Source organism: Caldimonas sp., from assembly GCF_046289365.1.
Classification (GTDB): Bacteria; Pseudomonadota; Gammaproteobacteria; order Burkholderiales; family Burkholderiaceae_C; genus Caldimonas.
The window spans coordinates 9808-23649 of record NZ_JBKBVU010000011.1 but is presented as its reverse complement, the minus strand read 5'-3'; the positions used below and the strand labels follow the sequence as shown (position 1 = coordinate 23649).

Sequence of the window (13842 nt, the reverse complement as noted above, 5' to 3'; positions counted from 1 at the left end):
CAATGCAACCGCTGCGCCATCGGGTGCAGCGGTTTTTCTTTTATCGACGGTGGAAGTAGGGGAGCGTCATGCTGCTGCATTTACGCAAGGTATTGAGCGAGCAAGAGCTTGCCCAGGCGCGACGTTGGTTGCGCGAGGGGCCCTGGATCGACGGACGCAGCACCGCCGGCGCCTTGGCCGTGCATGCCAAGCACAATTGGCAGCTCAAGCAAGACAGCGAGGCTTCGCGCCAGCTGCAAGCGCTGATCCTGCAAGCCGTGGAGCGCCATGCCGAGTTCTTCGCCGCGACCTTGCCCAAGAAGATCTTCAACCCTTTGTTCAATCGCTATGGCGGCGAGGCCAATACCTATGGGGCCCATGTGGACGGGGCGGTGATGCACTCGCGCAGCACCGGCCAGCGAGTGCGCTCGGATGTGAGCTGCACGGTGTTTCTGTGCGATCCGCAGGACTACGAGGGCGGCGAGCTGGTGATCGAAGACACCTATGGCAGCCAGCGTGTGAAGCTGCCGGCTGGCGATGCGGTGATCTATCCGGGCACCAGCGTGCATGCGGTCACCCCGGTCACGCGCGGTGAGCGCCTGGCCAGCTTCTTCTGGGTGGAAAGCATGGTGCGCAGCGATGAGCAGCGCCGCTTGCTCTACGACCTGGACCGCCACTTGAGCCAGTTGCGCGCAGTGGCCGGCACGCAAGAGGCGGTGGTGGGCCTGACGGGCACGTATCACAACCTGCTGCGCATGTGGGCCGACACATGAGCGCGCCGGCCATCAGCCCTGCCGACTACGAGGTGCTGGCGCGCCAGCGGCTGGACGACAACGCCTGGGCCTATCTGGCCGGAGGGGCGGGCGACGAGCTCACGCTGCAGGCCAATGTGGAGGCCTGGCGCGCCTTGCGCCTGCAGCCGCGTGTGCTGCGCCGCACGGCCGGCGGGCACACGGGCTTGAGCCTGCTGGGGCGCCGCTTGGCGCATCCCATTTTGCTGGCTCCGGTGGCGCACCAGCGACTGGCCCATCCCGATGGTGAACTGGCCACGGCCTTGGCGGCCTCGGCCCTGCAGGCCGGCATGGTGCTGAGCCTGCAGTCGAACACGCCGGTGGAGACGGTGGCCCAGGCGTTGCGCGGCGAGCCCGAGGCCGGGCCGTTGTGGATGCAGCTCTATCCCCAGTCCGACCGCGGCTTTTGGCGCGAACTCGTGCAGCGGGCCCATGCGGCCGGCTGTGAGGCCCTGGTCCTGACGGTGGACGCCCCGGTCAGTGGCGCGCGCGACCGGGAGCGGCGTGCCCAGTTCCGGCTGCCGCCCGGCGTGTCGGCCGTGCATTTGGCGGGCCGGCCGCCGGCAGCGGCAGCACCCGCCAGCGGTGCAGGCAGCGCCTTGTTCGACGGCCTGTTGCATGCCGCGCCCACCTGGGACGATGTGGATTGGTTGTGTGCGGCCACCGAGCTGCCGGTGCTGCTCAAAGGGCTGATGCACCCGGCCGATGCGCGCGAGGCCCTGCGCCATGGCGTGGCCGGGCTGATCGTCTCCAACCATGGCGGACGCACCTTGGACACGGCCGCACCCACGGCCCTGGTGTTGCCGCGCATCGTGCAGGCCGTGGAAGGCCGCTTGCCGGTGCTGGTGGATGGAGGCATCCGCCGCGGCACCGATGTGTTCAAGGCGCTGGCCTTGGGCGCGCGCGCCGTGCTCGTCGGACGCCCTCAGGTGTGGGCCCTGGCGGCCGCCGGCGCGCGCGGGGTGGCACATGTGCTGCGCTTGCTGCGCGATGAGCTGGAAATCGCGATGGCCCTGTGTGGTTGCGCCACGCTGTCGGACATCAGCCCGGAGTGCTTGTTCGATCCACCGCGCGCTTGAAGGGCTCAGTGCGGCTGGGCGGCCGCCCAACGCTCGGGCAGGCGTTCGAGCACCTGCCGGGCGTCGAGTGAGCGGATCGGCACCGACAGGTCGCTCGGGATGCGCTCGTGCACCTGCAGCGCCAGGTAGCGCAGTGCGCTCACGCGCAGGAAGGAGGCGAAGTTCCCCACCTGCCCGCGCGAGGCGATCAGCTCGTCGTACAGCTTTTCGATGAGTTGGGTCACGCCCAGGCCGTCGCGCTGACCGATCTCGGTCAGCACATCCCAAAACAGGTTTTCCAGCCGGATGCTGGTGACCACCCCGTGCAGACGCACCGAGCGGGTGCGCGACTCGTACGACTGGGGGTTGGCGCGAATGAAAATCTCGCACATCGCTGTCTCCTCGCCGCGCGAGCCGCGCGGCCCGCGTCAACCATAGCCGCTGTGCTGCGGCTTTGCAAAGCTCAGGTCTGGATGCGCGTGCCCAGCAGCGTCAGGAATTGGGCCAGCCAAGCCGGGTGGGCCGGCCAGGCCGGCGCCGTCACGAGCGCACCGTCGGTGACGGCCTGATCCACCGCAACGTCGGCATAGCTCGCACCGGCCAGTTCCACCTCGGCGGCACAGGCCGGGTAAGCCGACACTTTCCTGCCGCGGATCACGCCGGCCGCGGCCAGCAACTGGGCCCCATGGCAGATGGCGGCGATGGGCTTGCCGGCCTTCGCGAAGTGCTGGACGAGGGCGATCACCTCGCGGTTCATCCGCAGGTACTCCGGCGCGCGTCCACCCGGCACCACCAAGGCATCGTAGTCCTCGCCTCGGATCTCGGCGAAGCTGGCATTGAGGGTGAAGCGGTGGCCGGGCTTTTCCGAGTAGGTCTGGTAACCGTCGAAGTCGTGGACGGCGGTCATCACCCAGTCGCCGGCGCGTTTGTCCGGGCACACCGCATGCACGGTGTGACCCACCATCGACAGCGCCTGGAAGGGCACCATCGTTTCGTAGTCCTCGCCGAAATCGCCGACGAGCATGAGGATCTTCTTGGCCATGACTGTCTCCTGTCTGAACGCGGGTGGGAAAAGAGGGGCGCAGACCATTGTGGAAAGCGTCGAGGGCCGATGGGTAACAGCCCGTTGTTGCGCTGCCCAGGGGCTTCAAAGGGGGGAGCCTCCCCCTCGCGGTGATGCCCGGCCGCGACAAAACCGCATGAACACTGGGCCAAGCGGTGGTTTTCCCTCTGAAAACCGCTTCTCAGTGGCATGCACACGCAGTACCATTCGCGACGCAGGCGTTCGGCAGGAACGAGGGCTCATGCGGTTCTCGCCCCGACCCGGCACATCAACCACTCATGATGGAGAGATTCGACATGGCAACTGCGAAGAAGGCTCCCGCCAAGAAGGCGGCAGCGAAGAAGGCCGCGCCGGCCAAGAAGGCCCCGGCCGCGAAGAAGGCGGCGCCGCCGGCCAAGAAGGCGCCGGCGGCGAAGAAGGCGGCACCCGCCAAGAAGGCGGCGCCGGCCAAGAAGGCCGCGGCCAAGAAAGAGGCCAAGCCCAAGGTCAAGCGCACGCCCAATGCCGCCTTCATGAAGGCCATGACCCCCAGCGCCGCCCTGGCCGCGATCGTCGGTGACAAGGCCATGCCCCGCACCGAGATCACCAAGAAGGTCTGGGACTACATCAAGAAGAACAAGCTCCAGGACGCCGTCAACAAGCGCATGATCAACGCCGACGCCAAGCTGAAGGAGATCTTCAAGAAGGCCCAGGTCTCGATGTTCGAGATGACCAAGCTGATCAGCAGCCACCTCAAGTGAGCCGCTGCTGCGGCAGCCTGGAAGCCCGGCCGCTGGCGCCGGGCTTTTTCTTTGTCCCGTCCTACACTTGTTTCCGATGACCGCGCCCGACACCGACGCCCTCGAACGCTTCCTCGCCCGCGTGGCGGCCGAGGTGGCACAGGGCACGGCCCACAAGCTGGTGCTGGCGCGCTACGAGGGGGCGGAGCCCGAACTGGAGCGCCTGATGGGTCGCCCGGTGGTGCTGCGCGGCCAGCCGCACTGGTCCTTCGTGTGGCGCTACCGCACCCGCGACATCACGAAAAACCTGCCGGCTGCCGAGGTGGCGGCGGCGCTGCGCGAGTGGATCGCCCAGGGCTTTCGCAACGCCCACCTCTTCACGCCGACGCAGGAGGTGCAGTTGGCCCACAGCCGCAAGGGCAGGGCCAGCCTGCGCACCGGCCGCCTTCATGGGGCGGTGGCCGAGGCCCCGCCGCCGGCCGGGCACAACCGCGAGAAGCGCCGCTGGGTCGATCCCACACGCCCCTTCCTGGTGGAACTCGGGGTGATGGACGCCGGCCACCACCTGGTGGCGGCGATGGCCCGCAAGTGGAAGCAGATCAACAAGTTCGTCGAGATCTTCTCGCACGCCTTTGGCGATTCGCCGCTGGCGGCCCGAGCGGCCAGCGAGCCGGTGCGTGTGCTCGACTTCGGCGCCGGCAAGGGCTATCTCACCTTCGCCGTGCACGACCACCTGCAGCAGCACCTGCAGCGTCAGGCTGAGGTGGTGGGCGTGGAGCTGCGCGGCGACTTGGTGGCCTTGTGCAACGGCATCGTGCAGCGGCTGGGCCTGCAAGGTCTGCGCTTCGACGAGGGCGACATCGCCCGCAGGCCCCCGCAACCCATCGACGTGATGATCGCGCTGCACGCCTGCGACACGGCCACCGACCTGGCCCTCCACCAGGGGGTGCGCGGCGGGGCGTCGATCCTGTTGTGTTCGCCGTGCTGCCACAAGCAGATCCGCCCGCAGCTCCTCAGCCCGCACCCGCTGCGACCCATCCTGCAGCATGGCGTGCACCTGGGCCAGGAGGCCGAGATGCTCACCGACGGCCTGCGCGCCCTGCTGCTGGAAGCCTGCGGCTACGACACCCAGGTCTTCGAGTTCGTTTCGCTGGAGCACACCAACAAGAACAAGATGATCCTGGCGGTCAAGCGCGCGAGCCCGAAGCCGGCCGATGAAATCCTCGACCAGATCCGCGAGATCAAGCGCTTCTACGGCATCCGCGAGCAGGCGCTGGAGACGCTGCTGGCGGCCGATGGCACGATTCCCGCGGTCTGCTGACGCCGCGTTGTCAGCAGGCCCGGGTTAGGCTTGCGGCATGTCCGAATCCCCCGCCTTGAAAGACGGCTTCGCCGAGCCCGTGCTGCGTGCCATTGCGGGCGACGTGAGCACGGCCCATCCGGGCTTCCGTGCGACCGCCTTCCTGCGTGACTGCCGCGAGGGCTTCGAGGCCCTGAGCCTGATGCAGCGCGTGCGCCGCGTGGGCGAGGCCTTGCACACCCACCTGCCCAAGCATTTCGACGAGGCCCTGGCCGTGGTGGAGCGCGCCCTCGGCGCACCCCGCGACGGCTGGAATGAAGGCGAGGGCATCGCCGCCTTTGCGCGGGCGCCCTATCTGGAATGGGCGGCACTGGCCGGGTTGAGCCAGCCGCAGCAGGCCCTGCCGGCGCTGGCCCGGCTCACCCGTCACTTCAGCGCCGAGTTTGCGATCCGCCCCTTCCTGGCTCAGCACCTCGACCTTTCACTGGCGCATCTGGCGCAGTGGGTGTCCGATGCCGACCCGCGCGTGCGCCGCCTGGCCAGCGAGGGCAGCCGTCCGCTCCTGCCCTGGGGCCAGCAAGTGCTGGCCCTCAAACGCGACCCGCAGCGCTGCCTGGCGCTCATCGAACCGCTCGCGTCCGATGCCGACGAGGTGGTGCGCCGCTCGGCCGCCAACCATCTGAACGACGTGAGCCGGCTCGATGCCGAGCTGGCCCTCGAGCACGCCCGGCGCTGGCAGGCACAAGGGGGTGAGGCCCTGGGGACGGTACGCCACGGCCTGCGCACCCTGGTGAAGGCCGGCCACCCCGAGGCGTTGGCCTTGCAGGGGTATGGTGTGGGCGCGCCCATCGGGCTGAAGGCGCTGCGCCTGTCGTCACGTCGCGTGCGCGTGGGCGGTGTGCTGGACCTGTCCTTCGAACTGCACAACCCGAATGCCGAGCCGGTGCGGGTGTGCGTCGACTACGCCATCGTCTATGCCAGCGCGCGCGGCACACCGCGCCGCAAGGTGTTCAAGGGCACCGATCTCGTGCTGGCGCCTGGCGAGAAGGCGGCCCTGGTCCTTCGTCGCGACTTCGTGCCGCGCAGCACGCGGGTGCTGTATCCCGGTGCCCACCAGGCCGAGGTGCTGGTGAATGGCCAGGTGGCGGCGAGCGCGGGCTTTGCGCTGTTCGACTAGACCTACCTCAAGACCACCCGGAACAAGGATGATCTAGGTCCGTTTGACATGCAGGCATTTACCTGCATATACTGGCTTCACGTACCGACGCATCGAATGGACGCAGACAAAGTTTTCAAGGCGCTGGGCGACCCGACCCGTCGCAAGCTGCTCGACCTGCTGTGTGAACAGAACGGTCAGACGCTGGGCCAGCTCTGCGAGCACCTGGACATGGCGCGGCAGTCGGCCACCCAGCACCTCGGGATCCTGGAGGAAGCCAACCTGGTGAGCACCGTACGACGGGGCCGGGAGAAGCTGCATTTCATCAACCCGGTGCCGCTGCACGAGGTCTATGAGCGGTGGGTGCGCAAGTTCGAACGCCAGCGGCTCAGCCTGCTGCATGACCTGAAAAAGGAACTCGAAGGAGAGTGACGATGAGCCAGGAAAAGACGAGCTTCGTCTATGTGACCTACATCCGCTCGACACCAGACAAGGTGTTCGAAGCCATCACCCAACCCGAAATCGCCCGCCGCTACTGGGGCCACGAGAACCTGTCCGACTGGCAGGTGGGGTCCGACTGGCAGCATGTGCGCGCCGACGAGCAGCGCACGCTTCAGCTGGTGGGCAAGGTCGTGGAGGTGTCCCCGCCCACGCGTCTGGTCATCACCTGGGCCAATGCCTCGCAGGCCGACGACCCGGACGCCTACAGCCGCGTGACCTTCGATATCGCGCCCTATCAGGACATGGTGAAGCTCACCGTCAGCCATGACGATCTGCAGGCCGGTAGCGGCATGGCCAGGGGCATCCAGCAGGGCTGGCCCATCGTCCTGTCCAGCCTGAAGTCACTGCTCGAAACCGGCGAGGGCATCGACGTTTTCGCCAAGCCCAAGGCAGCGGCCTGAACCGGGAGCCCTTTCATGACATCGGATCATCAAGCGCCGTACAGCGGCGGCTGCGCGTGTGGCGCCGTGCGCTACACCACGAAGCAGACGCCCATCTTCCAGAACCATTGCCAGTGCCGCGACTGCCAGCGGCAAAGCGGCACGGGACACGGTTCCTACCTCACCTTTCCCGCGCGCGCCGAGATGCAGATCACCGGCAACCCCACACACTGGGACGTTGCAGCCGACAGCGGCAACGTGAAGACGCATGCGTTCTGCCCCATCTGCGGCGCACCGGTCTACCTGCGTTTCGCTGCGATGCCCGACCTCATCGCCGTGCCCGCGGCCAGCCTCGACGACCCCAGCCGCTTCGCACCGCAGGTGCTCACCTACCGCGTGCGTGGGCAGGCCTGGGATGCCATGGATCCCTCGCTGCAGGCCTTTGAGCGGATGCCGCCCGGCTAGAACGCAAACGGCCCCGGGAAGTCGCCCACCGGCATCACATGGCTGACGAGATCCGTGCCACGGGTCCACACGTGCAGGCCGAAGCCCGGCGGCTCGAAGGTGTAGCTGGCCGGGTGGTCGCCCACCAGGTCCAGCTCCACCTGATGGGCCGGCGACGGCACGGTGATGGCCACCGTGTGGGCCACACGGGCCTGGATGCAGCGGTGCAGGTGACCGCAGGCGATGCGTTCCACCTGGGGGTGGCGGCGGATGATGGCTTCGAAGGCTTCGCGGCCCTCCCGCAGGCCCAGGGCGTCCATGTGCTCGATGTGCGTGAGGAAGGGCGGGTGGTGCAGGGCCACCAGGGTGGGTTGTCCGGGGGCCTGGGTCAGGGTGGCGTCGAGCCAGTCCAGGCGGCGCTGGCACAGCGCACCGTGGCCGGCGCCGGGCACCACGGTGTCCAGGGCGACCAGGCGCAAGCCGGGCAGATCGACTGTGTACTGGATGAAGTCACCTTCCTCCATCTGACGCAAGTAGGGGTGGTCGGCAAAGGCCGCCCGCAGGGCACCGCGCTCGTCGTGGTTGCCCGGCATCAGATAGACGGGGCCCGGCAGGGGCGCCAGCAGCGTGCGCAGGTGCGCATACTCCTCGGGCGAGCCGGCATCGACCAGATCGCCGCTGACCAGCACGGCCACCGGTGCGGGCCGCAGGCGGCACACCGCCTGCACCGCACGTGCCAGCGCGGTGGCGGTGTCGATGCGACCATCCAGCCAGCGGCCGGGCACCGTGATGTGGGTGTCGGAGAGCTGGACCAGCACCTGGGGCGCAGGGGCGGACATGGCAGCTTGCAGTGCACCGGGGGCCATTCCTGCATCTTGTCAGATCGCCGACCGGGTGGCCAGTCGCGAGCCGCCGTCAGCAGGTGCTGCGCCGCAGCAGCCCCTCCCTGGCCTGCGGGGCCTGCGCGCAAACCCTGCTGGCGCGCCGGGCAGGCCTGCCTGCCATGGATCGGCCCCGCGACGGCTGGGCGTCGGGTCAAGAACTTCGCTCCACACAGGCAAGGTCGGTTCCTCGGCCAGGTGGTGCGCCACGAGTTCACGGCCGATGGGGCCCTGGTGCTGGTGGCGGTCGACCGGCAGCGGCGGCGGGCGCGGCGCGGCTGACAAAGGCGCGACAGGCTGGGCGCCGGCCCTGGGCTATCCTCGGCGCTCATGAACCTGCTCGCCCAAGTCTTCGCCCACCTCGCCCCGGAAAAGACCGTCCGCTACATGCTCGACACCCTGCGCGAACGCGCAGGGCTGGAGCGCCGCTCGATCACGCTGCCCGGCGGGCTGCAGTACGTGTACCTGGAAGGCGGCCGGGGCGAGCCGCTGATGCTGCTGCACGGCTTTGGCGGCAACAAGGACAACTTCAACACCATCGCGCGCCACCTCACGCCGCACTACCGCGTGATCGTGCCCGACCACATCGGCTTTGGCGAATCGGCCAAGCCGATGGAGGCCGACTACAGCACCGACGCCCAGGCCGAGCGTCTGCTGGCCCTGGCCCAGGCCCTGGGGGCGCCGGCGCTGCATCTGGGCGGCAACTCCATGGGCGGGCACATCGCCCTGGCGTTTGCGGCACGCTATCCGCAGGCGGTGAAGAGCCTGTGGCTGCTGGCCCCGGGCGGGGTGTGGAGTGCACCGCTGAGCGAGCTCGCGCAGATGGTGAAAGCCGGCGGCGACAACCCGCTGCTGGTGCGCAGCGCCGAGGACTTGGCCCGCACGCTGGCCTTCACCGTGGCCAGGCTGCCCGAGGTGCCCATGCCCTACATCCAGGTGATGGCCAAGGAGCGCATCGCCAACCACGCGCTGGAGCAGCGGGTGTACCAGCAGATCAAGGCCGATCCGATCGAGGACCGGGCCCGCACCGTGAAGGCGCCCAGCCTCATCGTCTGGGGCGAGGAAGACCGCGTGCTGCACCCGGGCGCCGGCCCCATCCTGCAGGGCCTGATGCCGCAGGCGGAACTCATCCGCATGCCCGGTGTCGGACACCTGCCGATGATCGAGCGGCCGCAGGAGTGCGCGGCCGACTATCTGAAGTTCCGGGCGCGCGTGCCGGCCTGAGTGGCAGGTTTCACTCCTGCTCGTCGTCCGGCTTGATGTGTCCGGCGCGTTCGCGCTTGGTGGCCAGATACCGGGCGTTGTGCGCCGTGGGCGGTGCGTGCAGCGCGATGCGGTCGACCACGTCGATGCCGCCGCGGCGCAGCGCCTCGATCTTGCGCGGGTTGTTGGTCAGCAACTGGATGCGGGTGACGCCCAATGCCTTGAGCATGGCCACGGCGGCCTGGAAGTCGCGCTCGTCGGCGCGGAAGCCCAGGTACTGGTCGGCATCGATGGTGTCCAGGCCGCTGTCTTGCAGCCGGTAGGCGCGCAGCTTGCTGCCCAGACCCGTGCCACGGCCCTCCTGGGCCAGGTAGAGCAGCACACCGCCGCGCTCGGCCAGGTGGGCGATGGCGCGCTGGAGCTGGTCGCCGCAGTCGCAGCGCAGGCTGCCCAGCAGGTCGCCGGTCAGGCACGATGAATGCAGCCGCACCGGCACCGGCTGGCTCAGGTCGGGTTGGCCCACGATGATGGCGACATGCTCGGCATCGCCGTTGAGCTCGCGGAAGAGCACCAGCGTGCAGTCGTCGTGCGCGTCGATGGGCACGTGGGCGTCGCTCACGCGGCGCAGGCTCAGATGGCCCTGCTCGCGCACCTGGGTCACCTCGGCCTCGCTGACGATCTCGAGCTGGGCGGCTTCCAGGGTGTCGTCGCCGATCGCGCCAATCTCGGCCACCACCAGGGCCGGGATCAGGCGGGCCCGCTTGGCCAGGGCCAGAGCCGACAGCATGACGGCCGTGGCCGGCTCAGGCGTGCCCAGCGAGGCGACATCGGGCAGGCCGGCGGGCAGACGCGCGCGGCCTTCGGGGCCGAACTCCAGCGTCACAGCGCCCAGCGCCTGCAACTGCTCGACGCTGGCGCCGGGGGGCAGCGGCAGGCTCACGCTGCCGGCCACGCCCAGGCCCAGGGCCGTGGCCCGCTCGGCAGTGAAAAGCAGGCGCAGCGGCACACCCAGGCCGCTCAGCCAGGCCAGACGGGGAGGGCTCAGGGTCTCGATCGTGGCGGCCAGCAGCACGGGGCCGGCGTCCGAGCGCAGTGCGAGCACACGGCCATGCTTGAGTTCGGTCTGGGCCCGGTCCACGCGGATGGCGGCGCGTTCCGAGGCCAGATCCTGCGCGGGCAGGGCGGCAAGAGGGGAGATCAAGGCATTCATCAGGCTGCTAGCATAGCCGCGATGGCGGGGCTCTACCGGCACAGGCCCATCCGGCGCGTCCCGCCGGCCCCGCCCCCCTTCCTGGAGGCCCTGGCTTGACCTTCGAGCTGCGCAACGGCCCGAACATCCTGGCGCTGGGCCGCACGGCGGCGCAGGCCTGCGAGGCTCTTTGGCCGCTGCTGCTGCAGGCGGCCGACTGGCGTCGCCATGGCCGTGGGCCCGCACCGCGCCTGACCGCCGTGCACGACCCCCGGCTGGGCATGCACCACCACGACGGCCAGTGGCAGCTCCACGGCGCCTGGCCCATGGCCGCGCACGAGCTGGCCGGCCCGCTGCTGCCGCTGGTGGCCGACGTGCCGGCCGATGCCAGCCGTGTGGTGGGCCAGCTCGGCCAGAGCCTGGACGGTCAGGTGGCCACCGAGGGCGGCGATTCCGGCGCGCTCAACGGCCCCGAGGCCCTGACCCATCTGCACCGGCTGCGCGCCTTGTGTGACGCGGTGCTGGTGGGCACCGGCACCGCCGTGGCCGACAACCCGCGGCTGACCACCCGGCGTGTCAACGGGCCCCACCCCACGCGGGTGGTGCTGGACGTGCACCTGCGCGTGCCGCCCGAGTCCGGCCTGTTCACCGATGGCATCGCCCCGACGCTGCTGGCCTGCGACGAGCGCGACCGTGCTCGCGCGGCCGAGCGCGTGGGGGGGCACCAGGTGCTGGCCGTGCCGGGGCTGGTCGACGATCGCGGCCAGGTGGTCTGGCCGGCCCTGCTGGCGCGCCTGCGCGAACGGGGGCTGGCCACGGTGCTGGTCGAAGGCGGGGGCGTGACGGTGTCGCGCTGCCTGGCCCAGGGGGTGCTCGACCGGCTGCATCTGATGGTGGCCCCGGTGCTCATCGGCCAGGGCCGGCCCGGCGTGCAATTGCCCCCGGTGCAACGGATGAGCCAGTGCCTGCGCCCCCGCGCCCGCGCCTACCGTCTGGGCGACGACGTGTTGTGGGACCTGGACCTGCGCGGCGCCGACCCTTCCTGATCGGGGGAGCCACGCCCCAACGGTGCCCCGCGCGCCGCGCGTGTCACACCCTGTTGCCAAAACCTGCTGGCCCGTGCCAAGAGGGGCGTGATGGCATCCCGCGGCTTTCCCGGATAAGGCGACAAAGGGAGCTCAGCCGTCCTGCAGCGGCAGCCTCAGCCACACCGCCCCGGGCTCGCGCGTCATGTCCACGCGGAAGCCGAGCTGGCGCGCCAGCGTGCTCATCGCGGTGTTCTCGGGCAGGCAGTGGCCCACCAGCTCGCGCGTGCCGCGTGCGCGCAGGTAGGCGATCATGTGTTGCAGCAGGTAGCGCCCCAGGCCCCGACCCTGCAGGCCGCTGCGCACCTGGATCGCAAACTCGGCGGTGTGGTTGTCCGGATCACACACGGCGCGCACCTCGCCCCAGATCTCGCCGGCCGCCTCACCCAGCGGCTCGGCCACGAAGCTCATCTCGCGGTCGTAGTCGATCTGGCTGTAGCGCGCCAGCTCCGAGCGCGGCACCTCGCGGCGCGCCATGAAAAAGCGCAGCCGCAAGTCCTGCGGGTCGGCCCGGCCGTAGAAGTCTCGCAGCGCAGGCTCGTCCTCCGGACGGATGGGCCGCAGCCGCATCGGCTGCCCGCCCCAGTCGAAGCCGTGCTCCAGCTCCACCGGGTAGGGCCGGATCGCCAGGCGCTCCACCGCCGTGCCGGTGGCCGGTGCAATCACCACCCGCGCATCCAGCGCGATCACGCCCTGGTCGTCGGCCAGCAAGGGGTTGATGTCCAGTTCCACCACCTCGGGCAGCTCACACAGGAGCTGTGATACCCCCATCAGCGCCGCCTCGAGGGCCGCCGGGTCCACCGGCGCGCGGTCGCGGTAGCCCGCCAGCAGGCGCGACACCCGCGTGCGCCCGATCAGGTCACGCGCCAGCGCCACGTTCAGCGGCGGCAGGGCCACCGCCCGGTCGCGCACCACTTCCACGGCCGTGCCGCCTTGGCCGAACACGATCGCCGGCCCGAACAGCGGATCGCTCAGCGCCCCCACCAGCAGTTCGTGGGCACGCGGGCGCTGCACCATCGCCTGCACCGTATAGCCGGCTAGCACCGCGTCCGGACGCAGTCGCTGCACCCGCTCGCGCATCGCCTGCGCGGCCTGCGCCACCTGCGAGGCGTCCTGCAGCGCCAGGGCCACGCCGCCCACGTCGGACTTGTGCGAGATCTGCGGCGACAGAATCTTGAGCACCACTGGAAAGCCGATGGCCTGGGCGGCTTGCACCGCGGCGGCTTCGTCGGCCGCCACCCGGGTCTCGACCACCGGCAGGCCATAGGCGGCCAGCAAGGCCTTGGCCTCTGGCTCGTCGAGCCGCCGGCGTCCGGCCTGCAGGGCCTGCGCCAGCACGGCCCGGGCCGCCGCCCGGTCGGGTGGGGGGCCGGCCGGGACCGACGGCGGCGTCTGCATCAGCGCCTGCTGGTTGCGCTGGTAGGTCACCCGGTGCAAGAAGGCCCGCACTGCCTGCTCGGGCGTGTCGTAGCCGGCGATGCCGGCTTTGCGTGTGAGCGAGCGCGCCTGCGCCACCGCCGTCCCACCCAGCCAGCAGGTGAACACCGGCCGGGCGGCATCGCGCATGCGCGGCAGCACGGCCCGGGCGATGGCCTCGCTGGGCACGATCGCCGTGGGCGCGTGCATGAACAGCACGGCATCCACACCCGGGTCGCCCAGCACGGCATCCAGCGCCGCGGTGTAACGCGCCACGGGCGCATCGCCGATCAGGTCCACCGGATTGCCGTGCGACCAGGTCGGCGGCAGCACCGCATCCAAGGCCTGTAGCGTGGCCGGCCCGAGCTCGGCGAGCCGCCCGCCGCCCAGGGCCAAGGCATCGGCCGCCAGCACCCCGGCCCCGCCGCCATTGGTGAGGATGGCCAGGCGCTCGCCGGCCGGTGCCTTCATGCGCGACAGCGTCTCGGCCGCATCGAACAGCTCGGTCAGTGTGTCCACACGCAGCATCCCGGCGCGCCGGACGGCTGCATCAAAGACCGCATCGCCACCGGCGATCGCCCCGGTGTGCGAGGCCGCCGCCCGGGACCCCTCGGGGGCCCGGCCCGCCTTTACGACCAGCACGGGCTTGTTGCGCGCGCCCGCGCGCGCGGCGAACT

At 70.1% G+C, this 13842-nt stretch carries 15 protein-coding genes; 10 read left to right on the top strand and 5 right to left on the bottom strand.

What is annotated here, in order from left to right:
* The first annotated feature begins 68 nt into the window (after positions 1-68).
* Entirely contained in the window at positions 69-752 is a 684-nt protein-coding gene (locus tag ACK42S_RS02320; protein ID WP_409702831.1) for a Fe2+-dependent dioxygenase, read from the top strand.
* Positions 749-1849 (top strand): alpha-hydroxy acid oxidase, encoded by a 1101-nt coding sequence (locus tag ACK42S_RS02315; protein WP_409702829.1) that lies wholly within the window; start codon positions 749-751, stop codon positions 1847-1849. Before ACK42S_RS02320 ends, ACK42S_RS02315 begins: the two co-directional genes overlap by 4 nt.
* A 5-nt stretch (positions 1850-1854) precedes the next feature.
* Here ACK42S_RS02315 and ACK42S_RS02310 read toward each other — a convergent pair whose 3' ends face one another.
* Positions 1855-2220: a ribbon-helix-helix domain-containing protein gene (locus ACK42S_RS02310; RefSeq protein ID WP_409702827.1), complete on the bottom strand. Its 366-nt coding sequence runs from the start codon at positions 2218-2220 to the stop codon at positions 1855-1857.
* Between the two features lie 71 nt (positions 2221-2291).
* Positions 2292-2870, bottom strand: a complete 579-nt coding sequence (locus ACK42S_RS02305) for a DJ-1/PfpI family protein (protein WP_409702825.1) — start codon at positions 2868-2870, stop codon at positions 2292-2294.
* A gap of 317 nt (positions 2871-3187) precedes the next feature.
* On the opposite strand from ACK42S_RS02305, the gene ACK42S_RS02300 reads away from it, so the two are divergent.
* The 6 genes from ACK42S_RS02300 to ACK42S_RS02275 all read left to right on the top strand — a co-directional run bounded on the left by ACK42S_RS02300 (position 3188) and on the right by ACK42S_RS02275 (position 7412).
* The gene (locus tag ACK42S_RS02300) at positions 3188-3631 is read left to right on the top strand and encodes an SWIB/MDM2 domain-containing protein (RefSeq protein ID WP_409702823.1); all 444 of its coding nucleotides are present in this window, start codon (positions 3188-3190) and stop codon (positions 3629-3631) included.
* A 76-nt stretch (positions 3632-3707) separates the two neighbouring features.
* Positions 3708-4931: a class I SAM-dependent methyltransferase gene (locus ACK42S_RS02295; protein ID WP_409702821.1), complete on the top strand. Its 1224-nt coding sequence runs from the start codon at positions 3708-3710 to the stop codon at positions 4929-4931.
* 37 nt (positions 4932-4968) lie between these two features.
* The gene (locus ACK42S_RS02290; protein WP_409702819.1) at positions 4969-6087 is read left to right on the top strand and encodes a DNA alkylation repair protein; all 1119 of its coding nucleotides are present in this window, start codon (positions 4969-4971) and stop codon (positions 6085-6087) included.
* Between the two features lie 96 nt (positions 6088-6183).
* Positions 6184-6498 carry an ArsR/SmtB family transcription factor gene (locus ACK42S_RS02285; RefSeq protein ID WP_409702817.1) on the top strand — a complete coding sequence of 105 codons (315 nt, stop codon included), beginning with the start codon at positions 6184-6186 and terminating at the stop codon, positions 6496-6498.
* 2 nt (positions 6499-6500) lie between these two features.
* Positions 6501-6968, top strand: coding sequence for an SRPBCC family protein (locus tag ACK42S_RS02280; RefSeq protein ID WP_409702815.1), 468 nt, complete (start codon positions 6501-6503; stop codon positions 6966-6968).
* Positions 6969-6983: 15 nt separating this feature from the next.
* Complete coding sequence (locus ACK42S_RS02275) at positions 6984-7412, top strand: GFA family protein (protein WP_409702813.1); 429 nt, start codon at positions 6984-6986, stop codon at positions 7410-7412.
* Here the strand turns inward: ACK42S_RS02275 and ACK42S_RS02270 are convergent.
* On the bottom strand, positions 7409-8230 hold the full coding sequence (locus ACK42S_RS02270; RefSeq protein WP_409702811.1) for a phosphodiesterase: 822 nt from the start codon (positions 8228-8230) through the stop codon (positions 7409-7411). The two genes, ACK42S_RS02275 and ACK42S_RS02270, sit on opposite strands and share 4 nt — an antisense overlap.
* Positions 8231-8602: 372 nt before the next feature.
* Between ACK42S_RS02270 and ACK42S_RS02265 the strand changes: the two genes are divergently transcribed.
* Complete coding sequence (locus ACK42S_RS02265) at positions 8603-9496, top strand: alpha/beta fold hydrolase (protein ID WP_409702809.1); 894 nt, start codon at positions 8603-8605, stop codon at positions 9494-9496.
* A 10-nt stretch (positions 9497-9506) separates the two neighbouring features.
* Here the strand turns inward: ACK42S_RS02265 and ACK42S_RS02260 are convergent, their stop codons facing one another.
* Positions 9507-10685: a GTP cyclohydrolase II gene (locus ACK42S_RS02260; protein WP_409702807.1), complete on the bottom strand. Its 1179-nt coding sequence runs from the start codon at positions 10683-10685 to the stop codon at positions 9507-9509.
* A gap of 95 nt (positions 10686-10780) precedes the next feature.
* Here ACK42S_RS02260 and ACK42S_RS02255 point away from each other — a divergent pair, with 95 nt between their 5' ends.
* Positions 10781-11710, top strand: a complete 930-nt coding sequence (locus tag ACK42S_RS02255; protein WP_409702805.1) for a RibD family protein — start codon at positions 10781-10783, stop codon at positions 11708-11710.
* Between the two features lie 132 nt (positions 11711-11842).
* Here the strand turns inward: ACK42S_RS02255 and ACK42S_RS02250 are convergent.
* A partial coding sequence (locus ACK42S_RS02250; RefSeq protein ID WP_409702803.1) for a GNAT family N-acetyltransferase occupies positions 11843-13842 on the bottom strand: 2000 nt, incomplete at its 5' end.

Bases quoted from the DNA above. Each gene is read 5' to 3' on its own strand.
- ACK42S_RS02270 (WP_409702811.1), bottom strand. From the start codon at position 8,230: ATGTCCGCCCCTGCGCCCCAGGTGCTGGTCCAGCTCTCCGACACCCAC.
- ACK42S_RS02300 (WP_409702823.1), top strand. From the start codon at position 3,188: ATGGCAACTGCGAAGAAGGCTCCCGCCAAGAAGGCGGCAGCGAAGAAG.
- ACK42S_RS02285 (WP_409702817.1), top strand. From the start codon at position 6,184: ATGGACGCAGACAAAGTTTTCAAGGCGCTGGGCGACCCGACCCGTCGC.
- ACK42S_RS02265 (WP_409702809.1), top strand. From the start codon at position 8,603: ATGAACCTGCTCGCCCAAGTCTTCGCCCACCTCGCCCCGGAAAAGACC.
- ACK42S_RS02310 (WP_409702827.1), bottom strand. From the start codon at position 2,220: ATGTGCGAGATTTTCATTCGCGCCAACCCCCAGTCGTACGAGTCGCGC.
- ACK42S_RS02290 (WP_409702819.1), top strand. From the start codon at position 4,969: ATGTCCGAATCCCCCGCCTTGAAAGACGGCTTCGCCGAGCCCGTGCTG.
- ACK42S_RS02315 (WP_409702829.1), top strand. From the start codon at position 749: ATGAGCGCGCCGGCCATCAGCCCTGCCGACTACGAGGTGCTGGCGCGC.
- ACK42S_RS02305 (WP_409702825.1), bottom strand. From the start codon at position 2,870: ATGGCCAAGAAGATCCTCATGCTCGTCGGCGATTTCGGCGAGGACTAC.
- ACK42S_RS02320 (WP_409702831.1), top strand. From the start codon at position 69: ATGCTGCTGCATTTACGCAAGGTATTGAGCGAGCAAGAGCTTGCCCAG.
- ACK42S_RS02260 (WP_409702807.1), bottom strand. From the start codon at position 10,685: ATGAATGCCTTGATCTCCCCTCTTGCCGCCCTGCCCGCGCAGGATCTG.
- ACK42S_RS02295 (WP_409702821.1), top strand. From the start codon at position 3,708: ATGACCGCGCCCGACACCGACGCCCTCGAACGCTTCCTCGCCCGCGTG.
- ACK42S_RS02280 (WP_409702815.1), top strand. From the start codon at position 6,501: ATGAGCCAGGAAAAGACGAGCTTCGTCTATGTGACCTACATCCGCTCG.
- ACK42S_RS02275 (WP_409702813.1), top strand. From the start codon at position 6,984: ATGACATCGGATCATCAAGCGCCGTACAGCGGCGGCTGCGCGTGTGGC.